Raw genomic sequence first — 22,824 nt, forward strand, 5'->3', positions numbered from 1 at the left:
GCCTCTCAATTTTTCTTCATTTTAGCCATAAGTTCGGCAAAACTGTCCACCTTCTCGGCCTCTTCCTGTAATTTCGGCTTATCTTCATCTGGTACCTTTTCAGCAGGCGGTGCAGATGCTTGCGGGACTTCCTGTATCTTCTGTGCCATTTCACCAAACGCTGCTCCGAAAGTGCCATGCTTTGCAGCAACAGCAGCTATTTCTTCTTCTGTTTTCCAGGGAGGATCGAATACTTTTTCCTGAACATTCATGTTTCCTGCAAACTGCATGTAGGCATTCCCGATCTCAGACAACTTGCCATTGTCCAGTAATTTATACACTGTTAATGCTTTCACTCTTTCAATGAGTTCATTCTGTTCAACAGGCGGACGAACACCGGAAAGGATCATCTTGTCCTGCTCATCCAGCATTATCTGGTAGGCAGATATGGGCTGCAATGCCACCTTGAACTTGCATACAGGATCACCATTTTTGATGCATTCTATTTCCTCAACTGAACAGTCAAGCTCCAGCTCCTCCTTAAAGAACCTGTGCAGTGCATCTGTGGTAGCTACACATACCTTCTGATTGTTCAATGCAGGATAACAATTACAAATTGGATTATTCGGAACTGCAAAAATATAGTTCATCGGTGCATAAGAGATGAGTTGCATTGACCCGAGCCCGATCTCATTGAAAAGCTTCATATGGAACTTGTAAAGAGAACTGGATCTGATAGCATCTATAGTGAAGCATTTCAGGAATTTGCGTGTTTCATTCCAGGGAACCTTACATCTGGGGAACCTTTCAGTTATGTTTTGCTGAACTTTAAGAAGTGTACCAAAGGCTCCCATAGACTGTGCAAAGCTGCCTTCAGACATAGCGGGCGGACCTCCCGCTGAATCAGTCATGAAAGGAGGCAAGCCCGGAGGTATCTCACTCATAACTAAACCTCCCCGAATAAGAAGAACTTAAAAGACGCATTTCACATCATCTCCTGTATTTGTTTCGTCCCTTCCTCAGTCAGGTTTCCTGAATTATCACATAAGTTCTGATCTCTCAGGCTCTTGAAACTTTCAGCCAGAGTCTGGGTGTCAGCTCCAATGAAGAAAGCAAGCTTCTGCATATCATTGACACCTGTGTACAACATGTAAAGCAATTTTTTATCCAGGTCGGAAAGGGATTGCTTTTTAGGCGGAGTACCGCACATTGGCTGAAGATAAGATTTTAAAGTGTTGATCACTGCCTCATTGCCTGCCAGCAACGCAGAAGAAGAAGCGCTGGCACCCTGAACTACATTGGAAGGCTGAAGATAATCTATAATCAGGACATGTGTAGTCCCTATGGATCTTTGTGCCTTCATTCTGATAGAGTCAGTTACCTCCCTGCCTACCATAGTAATATTCTGTAGCGGTATGGTCACCCATCCACCGCCTTCTGAGAACCATAGGTTAAGATTTGTCAGGTAAAGAACACCTTTTTCCCAGTTATCCGAATACAGGGAATTACCCATCATTACTGCTTTGAAAATATAAGTCAGATCTACTTTTGCTATACCCTGCTCTTGAGCCATTGAACTACACCATGAATGTGTTTGATTAAAATATAATATATTAGTATAATTATAATTATTTAACGTATTGTACTACGTCTATTAATACTCTTCTATCGAGATATTTATATAAAAATAATTGCCGATAAGCAATGGACAATATACTGAACTAAAATATCAGACCTATTTCTTCAGCGGAAGGAAATAGCGCTCTGCACCACACTGCAGGCAAACAAAAGCGGTCCCAGTTCTGGAATCTTTCTGAAGAAACTTTCCGGCATGATAGCTTCCGCAATCACAGGGCGTCATCATTTTCTGATCGCCTTCAAAATCTCCTTCGGTGTTAGCAATTACCTGTGACTGACCCAAAACTTTTTCAGGAGAATCGGGATAGTCCTTTTCCAAATTTTCACAGTCATCGCTTTCTTCAAGGTTCTCTGGTTTCACGCGGATGGTGATTTCTTTTGGGAACATCTTGCTTTTTGCAGAAAGGACCTGTTCCTTGAACTCATTCATAGCACCGGATTCCAGAGAGGATTTTTCATCTTCAGATAATACCAGATAACCAGGATGATCATTAAGGTTTATGGGACTGTGCACACCCGGAGTCATAAAGCCCAAGGATTCAAAGAATATACGGGCATTTTCATTTACAGGCTTTGTTATCATATGACCCGGAAGTAAACCGGAAACCAGAGAGAAAAGATTTCTTCCATGACCTCTGCGGGACAATTCGGGAGATATCTCAATTGCTCTCAGTACGAAAACTGGCCTGCTATTTACAGATGGTTTGTTCCATTTTTCATTCATGGACCAGCCCACAATAGTACCATTTGAAATTATCAAAATCAAGAACACTGCAGGTCTTTTGAGCCAGCTTTTGAAATTGGCCATATAATCTGCCATACCCAGATGCTTTTTAAAATAGGTGAACTCTCCAACTTTCAGCTTGTCAAGTTCAAAAGGATATTCCAGAATGCAGAAAGATAAGCCATCACTGGTTTTTGCAAGTTCGATCATAAGATAACAACCATTTATAAAATAATGTCAGATTCCCAATAAGGATTGAGTACCATCTTCAGTTTCGAGAGTTTTTCTACAAAAATCTTCCTTGTTCCCATGTGCCTGGAAGCTAGTAAATCTACCTGATCAACTTCATCTGCAATAGTCTTTTTGCCCATAAGACCTTCAATCACCACTGATGCCAGTAAACCCAGATCTTCGTGATAACCTCCTTCCAGCAAACATACCACATTCCACTTGCTTGCAAGTCTGGAAACAATATTGTAATAACCATCAACGGTAAGGTCTAGCTGAGCAAGTGATTCTTTGAAATATGAATCAAAACCACACTCAAGAAGGACAATTTCAGGGTCAAACTTCTTAAGTACTTTTTCTACAATTTCATCAAAGAAAATTGCATACTCCGCATTCCCCGATCGGGGCGGCATTTCCATATTAATAGAAAAACCAAGCGCAGGATAGACACCAATATCCTTTATAAAACATGTGTACGGATAAAGGGTTGATGGGTCCTGATGGACCGAAATGCATAATACATTCGGATCGCCGGAAAAGATACTGTAAGTTCCATCTGAAGCATGTGCATCAATATTGAGTATTGCAATTCTTTTAAGACTAAGTTTTTCCTGCAAGTATCGTGCAAGAATGGCAGAGTTGTTAAAAAGACAAAAACCACTTGAATTAGAGATTCCAGCATGATGGCCAGGAGGTCGGATCAGTGCAAATGAATGGTCACATGTACCTCTTGCAACGAGAACACCTGCATGAATAACACAACCTAATGCCTGCAGGAGTACTTCAAAGGAAGAATCACATAGATAGGTATCATTTCCAAGATGCCTGACTGATTGTCTGATACTTGATTGCACCAGATCAATATACCCTCTGGTATGTACCCTGGAAATATCCTCAATCAAAGCCGGATCAGATTTGAAAAGGGAGCATATCCCATTATCGAGAATTCCATTTTGCGACAGATAGGAAAAAATCCTATCCAGACGCTGTGGGCTTTCCGGACTGGGAAAACCGTTTAGCAGAGGATCGTGTAATTTATGGTTTTCATTGAAGGTCAGACCAATATGAACCATAAGCACCTCACATTAGCATAGGTATGAGTTTTTTCACTTCGGTTATCTTGGCCTGAGTATCTGCCAGAATCTTTTGCTGCTGATTCTTTTTGAAACTTGACATCTCGAATTGATCCTCCACAGGATTTGGTTCATCCCGCAGTGCACTTAGCACACTGTGGCACAATTGTCCATTAAAGTCATGATAGCCACCTTCCATAAGAAGGATGAAATTCTTCGGATAAAGAGACCTGATCATTGAAGTCATTCGATGAAAACCATCTGATGTAAGTCTCAGTCCTATGTTCTTTTCCTTGTAGTACGCGTCGAATCCACACGAGCAGATAATGAATTCAGGAGAAAAACTCTTAATAAGCGGGATCACAACCTCTTCAAAGGCAAACGCATATTCTTCATTACCTGCATCCACCGGCATTTCAACGTTAACAGTATATCCCTTGCCGGGGCCGTCTCCAGTTTCTTCTGAGAAACCCTTTCGTGGATAGAAGCCATGCGGGTCACGATGCAAGGATACGAACAAAACTGTAGGGTCATTATAAAATATATCCATCGTACCATCTCCTGCATGTGCATCCCAGTCAATTATCAGGACCTTCTCCACATTCTTTTTTTCCTGAAGATATCTGGCAAGAATGGCACCATTATTGAAAAGACAAAAACCACCATACCTGCTGTTGCTTGCATGATGTCCTGGAGGCCGGGTCATTACGAAAGCATATGGGTATTTACCGTCAGCCACCAGAGAACCTGCTTTTATAGCAGCTCCAGCAGACAATTTTGCTACATCATATGACTTTGGCGTCATGTATGTACTGTCTCCCAAAAAGCCTCCACCAGCCGTAGAATAGGATTTTACGAATCCGACATACGACTCATCGTGAACCCTCAGAAGATCTTCTTCAGTTGCCATATCAAAATCATTTATCAAGGTACATTCTTCATTCCTGAAGATACCACTCTTTTCAAGATACCACATAGCTTTTACAAGACGTCCCGGATTCTCATAGGTCTTGATGGACAATGAAGAAGGATCATGTTCAACATGCTTTTCGTTATAAAGGAATGCTATCTCAGGCACAGGAGTTTCCTTTATTCCTCTCTTCGGGAGAACATCCTCATGAATATCCTTTTTCAAAGAGTCCGGTTTCTCCATTTCGAAAAAGCTTTTCTGTTCATTATCAGAGAAGATATTGGACTTCACATTCTTCTCGAATTTGGAGCTGGCAGCTTTTTCGGACTCAACTTTTGCAGACAAATTCGGTTTTTGGATCACCGACTTTTTTGGAGGCGATACTACCCCTTCTTTCACACTATTATCAGAAAGGTCGCCTTCTTTTTCAGAGGTATATGTGCTATCCTCCGATTTTGTAGACAATAAATCCTTGTTCTTTTCTGTAAAATCGGTTTTGCGGACATCAACTAAACAGGAATCCTGGAGATCAGATTCCGGCCCAAGGACAGTTTGTACTTTTTGCTTAGGAGAGGATTTTAAAGCATCCTGCACAATTTGTGCATACCTGGAAGTATTTTCTTCACGTACCACAGGAGGCTGCTCTTCCGGTAATTCTAATTCAACAGACTGATATTCGATTTCTTCGAATGCACCTGAAAACAGATTTGTATCTTGATTTGAGACAGTGTTAACCAAATGTTCGTTGGGGATATCGGAACTTTCTTCAAAGTCACTATCCAGGAATTCTTCCTGATCAGGGATATTTTCTTCTCCGACTGTTTCTTTTGCCTCCATAGAACTACTTATTTCAGCCGGCCCTTCTTTTACAATATCAAGTAAAGATTTCCCCATAGGTGAAACGTTTGAACTCAAACTATCTGAAGAATTTTCTGAAAAATAGGAAGACATTGCTTCGTTTAACTTCTTCCTTACAGCATCAGGAGTTTTTTCTTCTTGTCCCAGAACAATCACCTTCTTGCTTTAATTAATTTTCAAAAACATGTTCCAGCTACTGATAGTACTTACTGTACCTGGAGCCACACAGGATCAAGTACACCCATGTACCTGGCACCCATATATTCAAAGACAACAGTCGGTTCTTCTATAGATGCCCATCCGGAAACCTTTGGTTTAACAACCCATGTCTTTTTTGCAGTCTCTCCTGATGCAATTGTATCAAAGAAGAGATTCGTGCTTTCGACATCTACCGTATTCCCGAATTTGGCTTTGATGGCAAAGTTCTCATATGGTTGCTGGGCGAAATTCTTGACCCACACGTCAACTGTTGTTTTATTGCCTACCTGAATCTGCTGTGCAGGCACCAGTTTCACATACTGAGACAGGGATTCTTTAGGAAGAAGAACAGCATCTGAAGTGTCTATTGTCCTTTTTTTATCCTTCTTTTTTGATTTGTCCTTCCTGTTAAGATACAAGCCTGCACCGAGCATAGAGAATGAAGCTAACGAGATCACAACCGCGTTATCGGCAATAAGATCTATAGATGTTTTTTCCACTTCAATATCAACAAGTTCCGCATCTTCGAATTCAAGAGGATGGTGGAAAGAAACCCTGGTAATAATCCATCCAATTTCAGTATCCTGTAATCTGAAATAAATAGGAATCACAGAAGAATCTTTCTCTTTTCCCATAAGGTCAAGGGATGAAACACCACAATCAACTTTCAATATAGCCAAATTACCAACAATTTCCTTAGAAACTATATTTATTTCGTTGATGCTACCCGGATCAATCCCTTTGTTACTAAATATCATGCCGATGCTTGCAGGAGCAAGAAAATCCTTGCCCCTGTACATATCATAGGCAATACCCACTTCATCTTTATTTACAGCATCCAAGAACTCATTTACCTTATATTCCACAGCTTCTTCAGGAGACTGACTCACACAGCCACTGATTGATAAAGAAAGAATAAGGATGAGCAAAAGCAGACTATAATACCTAGATTTCATTCAAGCACCTGATAATCGTTAACGGTATTAGATAGGCAACTATACTATTTAATTTTATTCTTTTTAATTATATATAATGCCAATAATGCAAGTAATATTTCCACCAAAAACAGCAAAGGTAGGAAAAAGGGTTTTTTGTAAAAGGGCTCTCTGGAAATTTCAATTAGAACTGCATATTCGAAAGTAGGAGTCTCATTTATCATGAAAGAACGCACACTACTGCTCCCTTCAAGCACCAGCCTTCCACTCTTTGTGGATTGAGACACATTCTCAAGACCTGCATACGAATCAAGATCCATCCCTTGAGGAAGAATGATTGTCATACCCTCAATAAGAGGATGACCCAATATCCATACATCATGCTTGCCTGTCGAAATATCAAAGCCCAATTCATAATTGACAAATGTTGTCACAAGAAGAGCATCCTCATTCACTTCACCATCAGCACCATCAAATGACATATCAACTGATGTAAGTCTGAATGATGATTTATTACCATTAATTTCAAAATACTCCAGAAACTGATCAGCCCTGCTATCAAGAAAAACTTCTTTAAAGACATCAAGTTCACTAGTATCAACAAAACCACTTTCATCAAGATCTAGATCATTTCTGAATGATTCAGAATCAAGGCCCGTGTATTTTTCAGTTATGGTTAAATTGATAGAATCTCTCTGAATATTAGCATGATTTATAAAAGAAACATCAGCCAATGCTGTTGAAGCAAAACAAATAGATGCTAAAAATACCATTGCTAAAACTGTTTTTATATTCATTTTATCCCTTCATAAAAAAACGATGATCAAATGATCATCTTATGGATACAGAGATATAGTTTCTTTGGTCCCGTATGAAGACGGTGTCACAAACTCAGCAATTGTTGCCGCCCCGGCTTCAGGAGTCAATACTAGGTTGACAGTTGTTCTCGGACCAATGTCAAGATTCGAATCTTTCTGTGAACCACTGGTAGAAATACCACCTATAGTAGTATATGAGAGATCGCTATCCGATACAGCAGAAACATAGATCGTCACAAGATCACCGGTATTCATTACAGGATTTCCCTGAGAAAAAGAAATGTCTTCATCCCTTATTTTCTGCACGGTAAAGAAGTACTTTGCATTATCACCCGGTGTTACCTGAGTATCAGTCAATAACTTCCCAAGATTTGTTGTAGCAGTAGCTGCAGATGAGAAATTTTCCATCGAATTATCATGCGTTTTATCGTTATTAGCATAGATAAGGTCATTCGTATTGGTGCCGTCAGTGACACTAATAACAAGCTGATTCAGATCTACAGGAGAACTTCCAACATTCAAACCCACCTTTAGCTTCAACAAAGATACATTGTCAGCCATGCTTGTAGCATTATTCTTAGCACGAACTCCCTCAATACTCTTAATGACCAAATTGGACGAGACTTCCTGAGTAGCCTGCCTTCCAGTAGACTGTGCCTGTTGCTGCAAAACACCAGAAGTTTGGATCAGAACAGATGCTGCTACTGCTGCAATCAGGACCATTGCAATGAAGATGATAAGAGTACCTATTCCTATCTGAGCCTGTGAATTCCGGAAGATCTTATTTTCTTTGTTCATTTCCATGAAAATCAACTCTGAAAATAGAAAAACCAGTGCAGATTTTTCTGCACTAGCTTTGCATTCCTTATGGATACAGTGCCACAGTTTCTTTTACACCATATGAGGAAGGTGTTACAAAATCTGCTGTTGTTGCTGCACCTGATTCTGGAGTCAGGACGATATTTACCACAGTACGTGGGACAAGGTCAAGGCCGGAAGTCATGAGTGCTGCAGAAGTATCGGTCGAACCAATCCAATCATAGCCACCTGAGACAGCAGTATCAGAAGTGGTTGCAATATATACAGTAATAAGATCTCCGGTGTTCATCACAGGGTTACTTTGAGAGAAAGACGAATCCTCATCACGTATCTTTTCTGCAGTATAATAATGATCGGAGTTGTTAAAAGCTGCTGAAACTGTTGTTTCATTTACCAAAAGTAGCCCCAAATTTGTTGAAGCAGAATCACTGAAGTCATCCATTTTACCATCAGAGCCACCGACAGAAGCATATGATTTAGTGTTTCCAGCATATACCAAATTGTTTGCAGTCGTCCCATCTGTGATTGAAACAACTACCTGATTTACATCTACAGGAGCACTTCCCACGTTAAGTCCTACCTTAAGTTTAAGAAGATCAATGGTGCTTGACATTGATGTAGCATTGTTCTTTGCACGGACACCTTCGATATTCTTCACCATCAGGTTGGATGAAACTTCCTGAGTTGCCTGCTTACCTGTTGATTGTGCTTTCTGCTGCAGGACACCAGATGTCTGGATGAGCACCGCGGCTGCTACAGCAGCAACGAGCACCATGGCGATGAATATGATAAGAGTACCAATACCCACCTGGGCCCGAGTATCTTTTTTCATTATTTGTGTTTTATTTGCTTTCATGTACAATCCTCCTATAAATACAAAAATATGTATTTATTTTTTATATAAACAAATGATATATATATAATGATTGGTTGGAAATATTAAACATCAAACACTATCTTTTTGTACTATAAGATGAATAATATAAAAAGTACAATTAAAAATATCATGCGAGGGGACAAGATGAACGCAGGTCTACTGGTAAATGCAACCATATGTTTTGCAATAACAATCTCTTCTTTTGCATTTGCATGGGTGCTTGCCGGAAGCAAGAAAGAGCATAGTGAAAAAAGCAAACCTGCACTATGGTCACTTGTCGTACTGTGGTCACTGGTCGGCCTTACATATTTTCCCACAACAATAAGGATGATTGCTGCATATTACAACAACAGTCAACTTGACCTGTTGATGTATAATCTTGCAGCAGTCCCGTTCTCTTTTGTAACAGTTCCACTGGTCTTTTTCATTCTTTATGTAATCATTGGAGACCAGAAAATAAGTGGTTACGTCTCACTCTTATTCGTCCTTTTTGGCGCAGCATACCTCACATTCCTATATTCCAACGGAGTTATAGGACCCCAGGTCACATCATTCTCATCCATGTTCATGATAAATAGCGATGTTGCGATCAGTATCTATCTGGTGGGACTTTTCGTAATACCCACCGCAATGATCATTGGACTTCTGTTTCTCGTATTCCTTCAACGCATGCCAAAAAGACTCCGCTACCGTACAGCACTTCCATTGGTAGCAATTTCCTTTGTATTTGATTTCATGCTCACAGATATGATCACACTTGTTGATGTGATGCAACTCGCAGCAAGAATTTTTGTCCTTATAGGAACCGTACAGGCATTCCTTGCATATTTCCCACCTATGAATCTACAGGAAAAACTTGGAATAAAAAAGTACCAGTACGAATTCTACGATGACAAACTGGAAGATGACGAGGTAGATATCAATGAGTGAGGAAATTGATGTTAACCTTGAGCAGGAAGTTGCAGATTTTTACCAGTCACTGGGCATACACCAGGGTCCGGGAGATATACAATACCGCCTCATTCTCAGAGTGCTTGGGAAGAATGAAGGAAAGATTACAGAGTTTGCAGAGATCCGCGAATACACCGACCAGTTTGCCGATAAAGGCAGCATAGGCAGCAAAATGAAAACAGTTTTCCAGTTAGAGGGGCTAGCCGAAAAAGTAAAGCGCGGCGGATACATAATCACAGATAAGGGCCTCACTGCTTCCGGCTTCCTCAAAGATACAACTGCATTCTACAAGAAAAATAAGAGAATGGAAGAAATTATCGAGAGAATGCCTTAAGTATACAATCAGTCTTAAAACTCCATATCTTTTCTTTGCAAACAACTCAGCAAAAGAATCCAGTTATCGACAATGTTTGCAAATCTTGTTTTGATTTCTCTAATATTTATGATCATTGATTCCAGACAATCAATAGCGAAACTCAGGAAATAATCACCTCAATTAAATATTAAGAAAACCTTTTTGAACAGGAAAATAGAATGCTCTGTTAAGGCTTCGATTGAGCATAAGTGGACCCAGACATAGATAGTCCCATAAATTATAATCATCTTTTTGCATGACAGGATTTCGACAAATTGATTTGAAAATGTAACCAGAAAATAGAGCAAGAAAAGAAATAATCCAAAAAACCATTATTTCAAAAACAAGAGCAGATTTAACCACGACCAATAAATAAAAAAGAACATAAGATGATTATATCACCTTATGGATAGAGCTGAACAGTTTCCTTGGTACCATATGAAGACGGAGTTATGAAATCAGCAGTTGTTGCTGCACCAGCCTCAGGAGTCATCACAATACTTACAGCAGCACGCGGACTAATTACAAGATCAGTAACCTGCTGACCACCACTGGTAGTAGTCGTACCAATATCAGTGAAGCTTGTGTCACCAGTAGCTACAGTTGAAACATATACAGTTACAAGATCCCCAGTATTCATAACAGGCTCACCCTGAGAGAAAGAGCCATCCTCATCACGAATCTTTCCAATTGTATAGAAGTACTTACCATTTGCACCGGGTCCACCAGTTGATGTCAACAACTTATCAAGATTAGCAGCTGCAGTTGCTCCTGAATTAAAATCAGTCATATCATTACCATATGTTTTATCGTTTGCACCATAAATGAGGTTGTTAGTAGTAGTACCATCAGTTATGGAGATAACTACCTGATTCATATCTACAGGAGAGCTTCCAACATTAAGGCCAACTTTCATTTTAAGCAGGGAAATATTATCTGCCATACTTGTAGCATTGTTCTTTGCACGAACACCTTCAATGTCTTTTATCATAAGATTGGATGAAACTTCCTGGGTTGCCTGCTTACCTGTTGATTGGGCTTTTTGCTGCAAAACACCAGATGTCTGGATGAGAACGGCAGCTGCAACGGCAGCTACAAGTACCATTGCAATGAAGATAATGAGGGTACCAATTCCAACCTGGGCTTTTGTATCCTTTTTCATGAATAATTGTTTGTTTGCTTTCATTTTGTTCACCTACAATAAAGAGTACTGAAAATATCAGCACTCAATTCAATTATGGATACAGTGCTACAGTTTCTTTAACACCATACGAAGAGGGAGTTACGAAATCTGCTGTTGTTGCTGCACCGGACTCAGGAGTCAGAACGATATTTACCACAGTCCTTGGAACAAGTTCAAGGCCGGAAGTCATTAGTGCTGCAGAAGTATCGGTTGAACCAATCCAATCATAGCCACCTGAGACAGCAGTATCAGAAGTAGTTGCAATATATACAGTAATAAGATCTCCGGTGTTCATCACAGGGTTACTTTGAGAGAAAGATGAATCCTCATCACGTATCTTTTCCGCAGTATAATAATGATCAGAGTTGTTAAAAGCTGCTGAAACTGTTGTTTCATTTACCAAAAGTAGCCCCAAATTTGTTGAAGCAGAATCACTGAAGTCATCCATTTTACCATCAGAGCCACCGACAGAAGCATATGATTTGGTGTTTCCGGCATATACCAGATTGTTTGCAGTTGTTCCATCAGTGATTGAAACAACTACCTGATTTACATCTACAGGAGCACTTCCCACGTTAAGTCCTACCTTAAGCTTCAGAAGATCAATGGTACTTGACATTGATGTAGCATTGTTCTTTGCACGGACACCTTCGATATTCTTCACCATCAAGTTGGATGAAACTTCCTGAGTTGCCTGTTTACCTGTTGATTGTGCTTTCTGCTGCAGGACACCGGATGTCTGGATGAGTACCGCGGCTGCTACAGCAGCAACGAGCACCATGGCGATGAATATAATGAGAGTACCAATACCCACCTGAGCTCGAGTATCTTTTTTCATTATTTGTGTTTTATTTGCTTTCATGTACAATCCTCCTATTTATCCAGTTATTTTTGGATATATTACTATTATATAATTAAATAATATAAATAGATTTGGTTGGAAATCTCAAACAACAAACTCGTCACAATTGCACAATGAAAATATATAAATATAAAAAATGAAATACTATACTGAGGTAAAAATGAGTGCAGGACTTCTATTAAACAGCACAATATGTTTTGCCATTGGAATCTCATCTATCTCATTTGCATGGGTGCTCTTGGCAAAAAATGAACAGTATAGTGAGAATAGCAGACCTGCCCTTTTTTCACTTGTAGTTTTTTGGACACTCGTAGGTCTTACCTACCTGCCAACTTCTATCAGGACAATAGCTGCCTACCAAGGCAATATGGAAATGGATGCCATACTTTATTTCATAGCTGCTATACCCTTTGCCTTTGTTTCGGTTCCGCTGGTCTTTTTTATAATGTACATAATAACCGGAAGCAAGAAAACCGGCGAATACTTTTCACTTGTCTTCACTTTGTTTGGGGCTACATACCTTGCATTCCTTTACCAGAGTGGGATCGTTGGTCCGGTAGTCAGCGAATGGGCCTCTCTTTTCAGCATTAATAGCAACATTGCAATACACATTTACCTCATGGGCCTTTTCGTTATACCTACCTCAATGATACTGGGGTTACTGTTACTCATATTGCTACAAAGGATGCCAAAGCGTCTTAGATACAAAACTGTTCTCCCCCTTGTAGCAATCTCTTTTGTCTTTGATTTCATGCTTACAGACGTCATTGCAATCATAGATGTAATACAGGTTTTTTCAAGACTTTTCGTTCTTTTAGGTACTGTGCTGGCATATCTGGCATATTTCCCACCGACGACGATTCAAGAAAAACTGGGCATACAAGAACAGGTGAATGACATCTACCATACAGAGATAGTTGATCCTAACCTGGATTTGTTTTAAAGGATAAAAATGGGAATCCTTAACACGAACTTTCTCATTCGAAAAGAAAAACATGAAACAATTGGATGAGAGTGGATTGTGTCGTTAATCTTAAGTAGATTGATGCATATGTACGTTTTTGTACATTAAAGATCAAAAGTGGTTATTTCATGCATTCAGTAATAAATGATATCTTAAGGTCTACTGAAAAGAGGATACTACAAATAGAATCAGATAACGAAAAGGGAAAAGAAGGTAAGCGCCTAGCAAAAAAAAGAGATATTATCGATGCTATAAACGAAAAAAAATGTAAAAATAAAATAGCTGTCATAGCTGAAGTCAAACCCGCATCCCCGGGAAAAAAGTTAAGAAATATTCTGCCCGATGATGCTGCGCTGATAGCCAGTGAAATGCAAAAGGCAGGTGCTGTTGCGATTTCCGTACTCACGGAACCTGGATTTTTCCACGGATCAATCAGTAATCTTGAAGCTGTCAGGAAAAATGTTATTCTTCCAGTATTACGCAAGGACTTTATTATTGATAAGATTCAGTTCAATGAAACAGAAAGTGATCTCATATTGCTGATAGCAGGATTACTTGAAGGTAATCTTAGTGAAATGGTAAATGCTGCCATAGCAAAAGGATTGGAGCCACTTGTTGAAGTCCACGATGAAAAAGAGCTTGAAGAAGCCCTGAAAACAAAGACAAGATTAATTGGCATCAATAACAGGAACCTTAGTACACTGGAGATTGACCTGAATACTACTCTCAAACTTGCCCCGATAGTAAAAGAATTTGATCGTAATAATAACTCAAATCACATCATCATTAGTGAAAGTGGGATTCACAGCACCGATGATATCAGGAAAGTGATGGATGCCGGAGCTGATGCTGTACTTGTAGGGACATCAATTATCAAAAGTGGAGAGATGTACTCCAAAACGAAAGAGCTTGTAGATGCACTTGACCAATAAAAGAGACGGAGAAAGATTATGAAAAGATCGATGTATGGTAAGTTTGGGGGGCAGTTCGTTCCCGAAGTGCTTATGCCGGCACTTACAGAGCTTGAAGAAGCGTATGATCGATACAAGGATGACCCTGAATTCCTTGAGGAACTTGACTATTATATGAAGGAATTTGCAGGCAGAGAAACACCCCTCTATTTTGCAAAGAACCTCAGCAAAAAGTATGGTATCAAAATCTACCTTAAAAGAGAAGACCTTGTGCATGGCGGAGCCCATAAACTGAATAACACACTCGGTCAGGCACTTCTTGCCAAATATATGGGAAAAGAGCGCATAATTGCCGAGACCGGAGCCGGACAACATGGTACTGCAACTGCCATGGCCACAGCTAACATGGGATTTGAATCCGAGGTCTATATGGGAGCAAAGGATGTCATGCGTCAGCATATGAATGTTTACAGAATGGAACTTATGGGATGCAAAGTTCATGCCGTAAAGTCTGGCTCAATGACTCTTAAGGATGCAATCAATGAGGCCCTCCGAGACTGGGTAACCAATGTTGAGAATACACATTACCTCATTGGATCCGTAGTTGGACCGCATCCATACCCAATGATTGTACGTGACTTCCAGAGCGTGATTGGAAGAGAAGTCAAGGAACAGATCATGGAAAAGGAAGGACGTTATCCCGACTCCATTGTTGCCTGTGCAGGCGGTGGAAGTAATGCAATGGGAATATTCCATCCATTCATTGAGAACAAAGAAGTCAAACTTTTCCCTGTAGAAGCCGGAGGAAAGGAACTAAAGACCACAGATAAGGAGGCACTGCACTCATCTTCCCTTTGTGTTGGCGAAGAGGGAATACTCCAGGGTGCACATACGCTAATACTTCAGGACGAATACGGACAGATACTTGAATCAAGTTCCGTATCCGCTGGTCTTGATTATTCAGGTGTTGGACCCGAACTTGCCCATCTTGCCGACATAGGCAGAATTACCCCATGCAATGTTAGCGATGATGAAGCACTTGAAGCTTTCTATGAACTGAGCCGGCTGGAAGGTATTATTCCTGCACTGGAATCATCCCATGCAATGGCTTATGTTATGAAAATGGCGAAAACAGGAGAACTTGGAGACCTGGTCGTCATCAATCTTTCAGGAAGAGGAGACAAAGATCTTGAATCTGTCTTCAAATTAAAAGAAGAAAGGGAACTTAATGAAGAAAAGGAGGTTTGCCTGTGAGAATAGCAGATAAATTCACTGAACTTGAAAGAAAGAAAGAAAAAGCCCTTATTGCTTATGTGTGTGCAGGCGACCCTTCATCGGAAGCTACTAAGGAAATAGTACACTCACTTGTCAAGGGCGGTGCAGATATAGTAGAGTTGGGACTTCCATTCTCCGATCCTGTTGCAGACGGACCGACCATTCAGGCTGCATCTACCCGTGCCCTGGAAGCCGGCATGAATCCTGACCTGTATTTCGAAATGGCTGCATCCATAAAAGAAAATGTTCCCCTTGTCTGTATGACATATTATAACCTGATATACAAGAGAGGAACTGAGAAGTTCGCCAGGGACTGTGCTGAATCAGGAATCACAGGGATAATTGTACCCGACCTTCCGGCAGAGGAATCCGATGAGCTGCATGAATCCTGTAAGAAGCATGGTGTCGACCTTATATTCCTCATAACTCCTGTGACAACAGAAACAAGGATGAAGAGTATACTTGAGAAAACTTCCGGTTTTGTCTATATTGTCTCAAGACTTGGAGTTACCGGCGAGAGAGTTGATGTTGCAGAGTCTACAAAGAACATACTCGGACATATCCATACTGATGTTCCAAAAGCAGTAGGCTTTGGAATTTCCAACAAGGATCAAGCTGCCGAACTAATTAAAGCAGGAGCAGATGCAGTAATTGTTGGTTCTGCATTCGTCAATTTCATCGCTTCAGATGATAATATCAACGGAAGAATAGAAGAACTTGCATCCGAACTTAAAGAGAGCTGCAGAAAATAAAAGGAAAAAAGAGAGATTATTCTGCAAGTTTTAATCCGTGAATAGTTGATCCACAAACCATTGTGGATCAAATTTTTGCAGATCATCATATCCCTGACCCATTCCCAGGAAAAGAATAGGTTTGCCTGTTATGTAGGCAATTGAAATTGCTGCACCACCTTTTGCGTCAGCATCTGTTTTGGTGAGAATGGAACCGTCAATAGGAACAGCATCATTGAACTGAGAAGCACGCTCCACAGCATCATTACCTGCCACTGCTTCATCAACGAATATCAAGAGATCAGGAGAACTCACGCGGCAAACTTTCTTTAGTTGCTCCATGAGATTAATGTTGGTGTGCATACGCCCTGCAGTATCCGAAAGCACTACATCAACATTATTGGCTTTCGCATGCTGAACTGCATCATAAACCACTGCAGCCGGGTCACCTTGTTCCTGATGTTTAATTATTTTTACTCCGACCTTGTCTGCATGAATTGCAAGCTGATCTATTGCCCCGGCCCTGAAAGTATCACCTGCCGCAACAACAACCGAATAGCCCTGATCCTTCAGGCGCTTTGATAGCTTGGCAATTGATGTCGTCTTACCAGTACCATTTATACCTAAAAAAACGATATGTACAGGCTTTTCAGCGTTTTTTATATACTCATCGAAATCAAAGATGTTGGCATTCATGACTTCGAAAATGGCATTTTTGAGTGCACTCTCGACAATATCATCTGTGTTTTTGCCTATGCGCCGCCTTGTACCCACTAGTTGACTTTTAACAGACTCTACAATGGCTTCGGAAACTGACAGAGCAATGTCACTTTCCAGAAGAGCCATCTCAAGCTCCCATAAAGGTTCTTCAAGGTCGCCTTCTTCAAGGATGAACTCCCGCTCGAACATGAGAGCCTTGGCCTTCTGTGCAAAACCAGCTTTCTTAGGTTTTTCAGTTTCGGACTCTTCCTGCGGAAACTCCTGCTCTTCAGCTTTTTTTGGCTCTCCCCTTTTCCAGAAAGATTTTTTTTCGGATTTTTCTTCAGCAGGTTTTTCTTCTTCTTCAACTAGAGATACTTCCGGAGTTTCGACTGAAACTTCCGAAACAGTAGATTGAGCTGTTTCAGCTACTACTGACTCTGAAGAAGGCTCAGATTCTGACAAATCGGCAGGTTCAGCAGATATAGTTACCTCTTCGGGTTCTACTTCCACAGCCTTTTCATCGATTTTGCTTCCTAACTTCTCTGTGAAGCCACTGAGTTTGGATTTGAGTTTATTGAACACTTGATCAAACCTGCAGATGAATAAAATAAAAAAAGATTATCTTGGAATCTGGCCTTGTCCTTGGGCTTGCTGCTGCTTTGAGATCACAGCTTCGATAGCCTGCATCTGCTGAGAAACCTGTGCCATAGAAGCATTCATATTCTCATATGCTTTCTCAAGATCTGCTTTCCGTTTTTCCATGATCTCTTTTGCATCCTTGAGAGGACGTTCAACAGAAACACCTGAACCGATATCAACTACGATCTTGTCGACACGGGCAATATTGGCATATACAAATGAACCGGAACCTATCGGGAACATCATTTCCGCGCCATCTTCAATATTATCAAGCTCCTCGATTGTTGTCAGGACTTTAGCACAATCATCTGCAGAAATCTTCACCATGGACATCTGCTGCTGGATCATCTCTGCACGCTTCTGGAGCTCCCGATGCTGCATCACAAGTGCCCGAGGGTCCTGTTCATTCATACCTGCCATGGATCATGCCTCTGTTATGCTTTCGATCCGGATGTAGTTTCTTTTAATAGCGTGCTTGCTTCCGAATAAAGAATATACCTTCTCGAGGGCGTTCTTCTCATTCTGACTTTCAACTTCCTTTGTGAACTTTTCCCATGCAATACCTGCTTTGAAAGTACCTTTAACCTGGAATGTTTTCATCTGAAATCACCTGTAAAATCTGTATTGAATAAACATATCTTAGAAACCCAGCGCATCTTCTATCCTTCCAAGTTCATGCCCTGTTGTCTGTGAGCCTGCAACATAACCTTTTGAATTTGCGATTACACCAGAACCTACCATTTGAGTACCGAAATTACTCGTCCCGATCTCCACAGGAAGCTCAAAAAGATCCTCAATCTGTGATAATTCCTCGTCGCTTGCTCTTGGATGTACAAGAAGTCCCTTGTTAGTAGCAACTCCTGCCATACCTACGGTTTTGATGCCACCTATAGTACCTTTTCTAACATCTACTTTCAGAGCCTTTGCAATCTTTTCCACATAACTATCGTTCATTTCCGGATGTATCAGAGCTGCAGAGTCATTGGCAAGAATTATATTGCCAACTGCATTCAACTTACCCGGCAGATCATGCAAAGGAATGTCAAGTTCAGCCACGTCTCTCACAGTTGCATTTCGGGAAACCAGCAGGCCATTTGAATTACCCCTGCAAAGAGAGCCTACTACGATGCTACCATTGATAAGGGTCGGTATGACACGGACCTTAAGCATATCTTCAAGCGATTTGCAAACTTCCGGCTTTGTTCCCATAGGAACCAGAGCAACGTCCTCAGTACAGGTTGCAAAAGCCCCGAGGATGGGGCTTTCATTAATACTAAGTGTATGTATCATTATCTACCGTGTATCTTGTTATAGATGGAAGGGTTTCATAAAACTCATGCAAGTTCAGCCTGGACTTCTCCATCCTCGAACTTTGCAGCCCTTACACGTATTGATAGTGGTGGTTTCTCGCAACCACGTTCCCAGAGCTTTTCGTTGAGAGTTTTATCCAGTTTGACCATCTCCGGCTCGACCTTCATGTGTTTTGTAAGGTACTCCCTTATAACTTTAACAGCTCTGGAAGACCTCTTCCATCTTGGAGCCTCTTTAACCGAGCGAAGAGGAATAGTATATATCTGCTCTTTTACTGCGTCATCTGCCATAATCATCACCTACTTACTTAACATCAAGACTGCTTCTTCTCCAGTGTCTTCTCTTTGGGTGGCCGACGACCTTCCTGTTGGTCTTGACAATTGCCCAGACAGGCACCCTGTGGTTCTGCTTATGGGCTTTAGCCAACCTCATTTTCTGTCCTTTGGTATTGTGACTCACTTGTCTCACCTGTATTATGGATTATAAGTATTATATAAAGTACCGATTAGGTCTGAACCTATAACATGACCATTGTATAAATCTTTAATCATGTATGCCAGCCTGTTACGATCTTTTGGGCCTTACCTTCTTTCGTTCAATAACATGGGACTGGATATGTGCAGGAAAAACCTCATTGATCTTTTCCGAACCATCCCTTTGCCTGATCAACTCCCGCAACTCAGTCTCATAATCAGCCTTGATGATATTATCACTCTGATCTTCTTCAATAACCAGATGCCTGCTGACCAGTTCATTTACAGCTGCACGTCCGTATCCTTTTAAAGGAGATACGTAATGTACATCGTACTTGTCCTCAATGCTCCTTATACGAGACATGTCAAGGACCGGAACCCGGTCATCCCGCCTGATACCATCCGCAATGAAACTGACATTTTCCTCAGTTGCGAGCTTCTCGACTGCAGCACTGTGGATATGATTTATAGCATTCTTTGGGAAGCCATCCGTAATGACCATACCATATGCTTTTTCAAGCACCGACCTTTCAAGTTGAACAACCCGGTGTGCAAATCCCATCCTTTCAGCCGTTTCCCGGGCAATATCACCCACAGGAAGCAGCGAAAAACTGCAAGTTACAAGTTCTATGTCGAAGAACGGCTCCAGCAGAATAGCTGCAAGAGAGCTGTCCTTTCCTCCACTGAAAAGAACAGAGACCCGCATCAGAGGCCAGCTCACATACGTTTTATGGTTGGTTCACGCTTTTTTGGCTGCATCTGGAGCAGAAGCTGCTTGAGTTTCTCATCATCGATCTTTGACTGTAGCCTTCCGCTCTGGGCAAGCATTATCAGTTGAGATTCAAGCTGTTCTACCATCTCTTTACGAGACATCTTTAATGTGCTTAGACGTTCACGTGCTTCAGGAGTCAGGATCTGGCGGAGCAGTGCCTGCTTCTGTGCTTCCATTTCAGCCCTTGCCTGCTCCTGCTGCATTGCTGCCTGCATATCGCCTGTGCCTACCTGCTGCTCAGAAGCCTGTTGCTGCTGAAGTTGTTCAAGCCTTTTCCTTCTTATTTCTTCAAGATCATCCGCCATGGAACTCACCTAGCTTAAAGAGATGTTAGTAATACAACCTTATTAGTGTTATTGAACAGGTTACCCAATTCAGTACTTTGCAAGACCCGGGATCTTTTCCACAAGTTCCTGCTTTACCTCATATGCACTATTATCAAGCAACGACTGTCCCTGAGGTGACACTACACGACCACTCTTGAGGGTGCGTATAAGACCTGCAGCTTCAAGTTGCTGAAGTACTCCTCTTGCAATGGATCCGCTTCCTTTTGCCTTGTGGTAAGGACTGGAACCCATGTCTTTCTTTCCACCATATACAGAGCGTAGTCTCTCAACACCTATAGGACCTTCTTTGTATACAGTTCTGAGGACTGCAGCGCAGCGTGTATACCACCATTCATTATCAATAGGCGGCATATCCTTGTGTGCTCCTGTCTTTACAAATGCTGCCCACTCAGGGGGAGTAACATTATCATTCTCTTTAAGTTTCCCTGCTACCTTGCTGATCAGGTCGGCTGCAGGAACATCATATGCAGTTGTCATCTTATTCTCCTTGTAACTTAGATATTATCAATTTCATGGACTCAATGAAATATCTGGTTTTGTTCATGCTGGAGTTTGTTCTGTTAACTCACGAGAAGTATATACGCTTTTCGGCAGAATATCAGTTACCCGTTTCCTTTCTGAAGGTCTGTTCCCTTGCAGGACCCACAGACACATACTCTATAGGAACACCCATGCTCTTCTCAAGATAGAGAACATAGCTTTGGGCCGCCTCTGGCAGTTCATCAAAGCTCTTGACACCTGTAAGATCTCCTTCCCATCCTGGCAGGTCTTCATATACAGGCTTGCAGTTTGCAAGTTCTGCAGTGTCTTCAGGAGGATAGCCCAGTATATGACCCTCAAGTTCGTAGGAAACACATACCCTTATGGGATCAAGGTTTGACAGAACATCCAGTTTTGTCAGAGCAACAGATGTGTAGCCATTGAGATATGTCGCTTTTTTCAGCAGAGGAAGATCAAACCAGCCGCACCGCCTTGACCTGCCGGTAGTAGTACCAAATTCTCCCCCGACTTCCTGTATCTGCTTACCCACATCATCAGTTAGCTCTGTAGGAAGAGGGCCTTCTCCCACACGGGTAATGTAAGCCTTGACAATTCCAAGCACATCATCCACTTTTGTAGGTCCGACTCCAAGGTTTGCACATGCCGAACCAGCTATAGTTGAAGAAGAAGTGACAAATTTCTGGGTACCGTGGATAACGTCGAGATGCGTACCCTGCGCACCTTCGGCAAGCACATTCTTTCCATCTTCAAGTGCTTTATTGATTTCATAGGAAACATCAGTCATATAAGGTGCAAGACGCTTACCAAGTTCAACATATTTCCCGATGAGATGCTCATCGGTTACTATAGCAGGATCACCATCAAGTTCCTTTATAGCAAATTCTTTAGAAGGAGCTAATTCACACAGTCTTTGGAGCAGACATGACTCATCGGCAATATCAGCCATCTTGACCTCATCCCTTGCAACCTTGTCAATATAAGCAAAACCAATACCACGTTTAGTTGTACCTATCTTCTCTGTCCTTTTGGATTCCCTGAGACCATCCAGCTCTATATGATAAGGCATAATGATACTGGCCTTAGCATCGATCCCGAGTTTTTCCGGACCTAGCTCAATACCTCCCTCAGCAAGCATATCGATTTCCCTGACCAGTACCTCTGGATTCACTACAGTACCCGGACCGATAAGCACCCTGGAATCAAGCAGGAAACCAGATGGAATAAGGTGGAGTTTGTATACGTCCTCTCCAACTTTGACAGTATGTCCTGCATTGTTCCCTCCCTGGAAACGGACAACCAGATCATAGTCACCAGACATTAGGTCAACTACCTTTCCTTTGCCTTCATCGCCAAACTGCGCACCTGTGATAATCGTAAACATGGGTGCAGGATTATCCTGTTGGCTTAATAAAGTTTTGATTGCTCTTAAATATCCTCATCAAAGACTATCGAGCGCGTACCTTCATCAAAGCAGGCACTGCCCTCTTTGTAGCATCGCAGGGCTTTAGCTATTCCCATGTCTATGAGAGTATCTATCAGTTTTTCGGCAAGACTTATACTCACATTAAATTCCGACTGGAGCATATAGATAGCATCCTGCCTTTTAACAAAAAAATTACATGCAGAAGACCTTTTATCCGAAGTACAGGAATTGTAACCACCGCACCTGCTCACCCTGGAACTGTTCTTGAAATGGATAGCAAGTCCCTGCCACGAATACACATTATGTATTCCTTTGATACCATAAAGGTTCGACTTGGTACGGTCTTTGTTTTTAAGCATTCATTAAT

28 protein-coding genes are annotated in these 22,824 nt (G+C 41.4%); 6 read left to right on the forward strand and 22 right to left on the reverse strand.

What is annotated here, in order from left to right:
• Positions 1-5: 5 nt before the first annotated feature.
• The 9 genes from V7O62_RS03870 to V7O62_RS03910 all read right to left on the reverse strand — a co-directional run bounded on the left by V7O62_RS03870 (position 6) and on the right by V7O62_RS03910 (position 9,036).
• Positions 6-923, reverse strand: a complete 918-nt coding sequence (locus V7O62_RS03870) for a V4R domain-containing protein (protein ID WP_406657705.1) — start codon at positions 921-923, stop codon at positions 6-8.
• Positions 924-964: 41 nt separating this feature from the next.
• Complete coding sequence (locus V7O62_RS03875; RefSeq protein WP_406657706.1) at positions 965-1,552, reverse strand: hypothetical protein; 588 nt, start codon at positions 1,550-1,552, stop codon at positions 965-967.
• Between the two features lie 162 nt (positions 1,553-1,714).
• On the reverse strand, positions 1,715-2,551 hold the full coding sequence (locus tag V7O62_RS03880; protein WP_406657707.1) for a GNAT family N-acetyltransferase: 837 nt from the start codon (positions 2,549-2,551) through the stop codon (positions 1,715-1,717).
• Between the two features lie 14 nt (positions 2,552-2,565).
• Positions 2,566-3,642 carry a histone deacetylase gene (locus tag V7O62_RS03885; protein ID WP_406657708.1) on the reverse strand — a complete coding sequence of 359 codons (1,077 nt, stop codon included), beginning with the start codon at positions 3,640-3,642 and terminating at the stop codon, positions 2,566-2,568.
• Between the two features lie 7 nt (positions 3,643-3,649).
• Complete coding sequence (locus V7O62_RS03890; protein WP_406657709.1) at positions 3,650-5,446, reverse strand: histone deacetylase; 1,797 nt, start codon at positions 5,444-5,446, stop codon at positions 3,650-3,652.
• 170 nt (positions 5,447-5,616) lie between these two features.
• Positions 5,617-6,498: a hypothetical protein gene (locus tag V7O62_RS03895; RefSeq protein WP_406657710.1), complete on the reverse strand. Its 882-nt coding sequence runs from the start codon at positions 6,496-6,498 to the stop codon at positions 5,617-5,619.
• Between the two features lie 110 nt (positions 6,499-6,608).
• Positions 6,609-7,340, reverse strand: a complete 732-nt coding sequence (locus V7O62_RS03900) for a hypothetical protein (RefSeq protein ID WP_406657711.1) — start codon at positions 7,338-7,340, stop codon at positions 6,609-6,611.
• Positions 7,341-7,379: 39 nt separating this feature from the next.
• Positions 7,380-8,165 carry an archaellin/type IV pilin N-terminal domain-containing protein gene (locus V7O62_RS03905; RefSeq protein WP_406657712.1) on the reverse strand — a complete coding sequence of 262 codons (786 nt, stop codon included), beginning with the start codon at positions 8,163-8,165 and terminating at the stop codon, positions 7,380-7,382.
• Positions 8,166-8,226: 61 nt separating this feature from the next.
• Positions 8,227-9,036: an archaellin/type IV pilin N-terminal domain-containing protein gene (locus tag V7O62_RS03910; RefSeq protein WP_406657713.1), complete on the reverse strand. Its 810-nt coding sequence runs from the start codon at positions 9,034-9,036 to the stop codon at positions 8,227-8,229.
• A gap of 165 nt (positions 9,037-9,201) precedes the next feature.
• Here V7O62_RS03910 and V7O62_RS03915 point away from each other — a divergent pair, with 165 nt between their 5' ends.
• Positions 9,202-9,987, forward strand: a complete 786-nt coding sequence (locus V7O62_RS03915; RefSeq protein ID WP_406657714.1) for a hypothetical protein — start codon at positions 9,202-9,204, stop codon at positions 9,985-9,987.
• Positions 9,980-10,342 (forward strand): hypothetical protein, encoded by a 363-nt coding sequence (locus tag V7O62_RS03920; protein ID WP_406657716.1) that lies wholly within the window; start codon positions 9,980-9,982, stop codon positions 10,340-10,342. The genes V7O62_RS03915 and V7O62_RS03920 overlap by 8 nt, the downstream gene beginning before the upstream one ends.
• A 424-nt stretch (positions 10,343-10,766) precedes the next feature.
• Here V7O62_RS03920 and V7O62_RS03925 read toward each other — a convergent pair whose 3' ends face one another.
• Together V7O62_RS03925 and V7O62_RS03930 are read right to left on the reverse strand one after the other, a co-directional pair.
• A complete protein-coding gene (locus tag V7O62_RS03925) occupies positions 10,767-11,549 on the reverse strand; it encodes an archaellin/type IV pilin N-terminal domain-containing protein (protein WP_406657717.1) in 783 nt (260 codons plus the stop codon).
• Between the two features lie 49 nt (positions 11,550-11,598).
• Positions 11,599-12,408 carry an archaellin/type IV pilin N-terminal domain-containing protein gene (locus V7O62_RS03930; RefSeq protein WP_406657718.1) on the reverse strand — a complete coding sequence of 270 codons (810 nt, stop codon included), beginning with the start codon at positions 12,406-12,408 and terminating at the stop codon, positions 11,599-11,601.
• Between the two features lie 136 nt (positions 12,409-12,544).
• Here V7O62_RS03930 and V7O62_RS03935 point away from each other — a divergent pair, with 136 nt between their 5' ends.
• From V7O62_RS03935 to trpA, 4 genes are all read left to right on the forward strand, one after another.
• Positions 12,545-13,351, forward strand: a complete 807-nt coding sequence (locus tag V7O62_RS03935) for a hypothetical protein (RefSeq protein WP_406657719.1) — start codon at positions 12,545-12,547, stop codon at positions 13,349-13,351.
• A gap of 149 nt (positions 13,352-13,500) precedes the next feature.
• Positions 13,501-14,304 carry an indole-3-glycerol-phosphate synthase gene (locus tag V7O62_RS03940; RefSeq protein ID WP_406657720.1) on the forward strand — a complete coding sequence of 268 codons (804 nt, stop codon included), beginning with the start codon at positions 13,501-13,503 and terminating at the stop codon, positions 14,302-14,304.
• Positions 14,305-14,322: 18 nt separating this feature from the next.
• Positions 14,323-15,537 (forward strand): tryptophan synthase subunit beta, encoded by a 1,215-nt coding sequence (trpB, locus tag V7O62_RS03945; protein WP_406657721.1) that lies wholly within the window; start codon positions 14,323-14,325, stop codon positions 15,535-15,537.
• Positions 15,534-16,310 (forward strand): tryptophan synthase subunit alpha, encoded by a 777-nt coding sequence (gene trpA / locus V7O62_RS03950; RefSeq protein ID WP_406657722.1) that lies wholly within the window; start codon positions 15,534-15,536, stop codon positions 16,308-16,310. Before trpB ends, trpA begins: the two co-directional genes overlap by 4 nt.
• Before the next feature lie 30 nt (positions 16,311-16,340).
• Here the strand turns inward: trpA and ftsY are convergent, their stop codons facing one another.
• From ftsY to V7O62_RS04005, 11 genes are all read right to left on the reverse strand, one after another.
• On the reverse strand, positions 16,341-17,573 hold the full coding sequence (gene ftsY, locus V7O62_RS03955) for a signal recognition particle-docking protein FtsY (protein ID WP_406657723.1): 1,233 nt from the start codon (positions 17,571-17,573) through the stop codon (positions 16,341-16,343).
• Between the two features lie 36 nt (positions 17,574-17,609).
• Positions 17,610-18,050: a prefoldin subunit alpha gene (gene pfdA, locus V7O62_RS03960; RefSeq protein ID WP_406657724.1), complete on the reverse strand. Its 441-nt coding sequence runs from the start codon at positions 18,048-18,050 to the stop codon at positions 17,610-17,612.
• Positions 18,051-18,053: 3 nt separating this feature from the next.
• Positions 18,054-18,230: a 50S ribosomal protein L18Ae gene (rpl18a, locus tag V7O62_RS03965; RefSeq protein ID WP_406657725.1), complete on the reverse strand. Its 177-nt coding sequence runs from the start codon at positions 18,228-18,230 to the stop codon at positions 18,054-18,056.
• Positions 18,231-18,269: 39 nt separating this feature from the next.
• Positions 18,270-18,920 (reverse strand): translation initiation factor IF-6, encoded by a 651-nt coding sequence (locus V7O62_RS03970; protein ID WP_406657726.1) that lies wholly within the window; start codon positions 18,918-18,920, stop codon positions 18,270-18,272.
• A gap of 44 nt (positions 18,921-18,964) precedes the next feature.
• The gene (locus tag V7O62_RS03975) at positions 18,965-19,231 is read right to left on the reverse strand and encodes a 50S ribosomal protein L31e (protein ID WP_406657727.1); all 267 of its coding nucleotides are present in this window, start codon (positions 19,229-19,231) and stop codon (positions 18,965-18,967) included.
• 13 nt (positions 19,232-19,244) lie between these two features.
• Positions 19,245-19,400, reverse strand: a complete 156-nt coding sequence (locus V7O62_RS03980) for a 50S ribosomal protein L39e (RefSeq protein WP_406657728.1) — start codon at positions 19,398-19,400, stop codon at positions 19,245-19,247.
• Positions 19,401-19,505: 105 nt separating this feature from the next.
• Positions 19,506-20,120, reverse strand: a complete 615-nt coding sequence (locus V7O62_RS03985) for an alpha hydrolase (protein ID WP_406657730.1) — start codon at positions 20,118-20,120, stop codon at positions 19,506-19,508.
• Between the two features lie 11 nt (positions 20,121-20,131).
• Positions 20,132-20,491, reverse strand: coding sequence for a DNA-binding protein (locus V7O62_RS03990; RefSeq protein WP_406657731.1), 360 nt, complete (start codon positions 20,489-20,491; stop codon positions 20,132-20,134).
• A 69-nt stretch (positions 20,492-20,560) separates the two neighbouring features.
• Positions 20,561-21,010 (reverse strand): 30S ribosomal protein S19e, encoded by a 450-nt coding sequence (locus V7O62_RS03995; protein WP_406657732.1) that lies wholly within the window; start codon positions 21,008-21,010, stop codon positions 20,561-20,563.
• Between the two features lie 121 nt (positions 21,011-21,131).
• Positions 21,132-22,415: an adenylosuccinate synthase gene (locus tag V7O62_RS04000; RefSeq protein ID WP_406657733.1), complete on the reverse strand. Its 1,284-nt coding sequence runs from the start codon at positions 22,413-22,415 to the stop codon at positions 21,132-21,134.
• Positions 22,416-22,459: 44 nt separating this feature from the next.
• Complete coding sequence (locus V7O62_RS04005) at positions 22,460-22,816, reverse strand: hypothetical protein (protein WP_406657734.1); 357 nt, start codon at positions 22,814-22,816, stop codon at positions 22,460-22,462.
• Positions 22,817-22,824: the final 8 nt, after the last annotated feature.

It is taken from the genome of Methanolobus sp. ZRKC2 (genome assembly GCF_045291185.1).
Classification (GTDB): Archaea; Halobacteriota; Methanosarcinia; order Methanosarcinales; family Methanosarcinaceae; genus Methanolobus.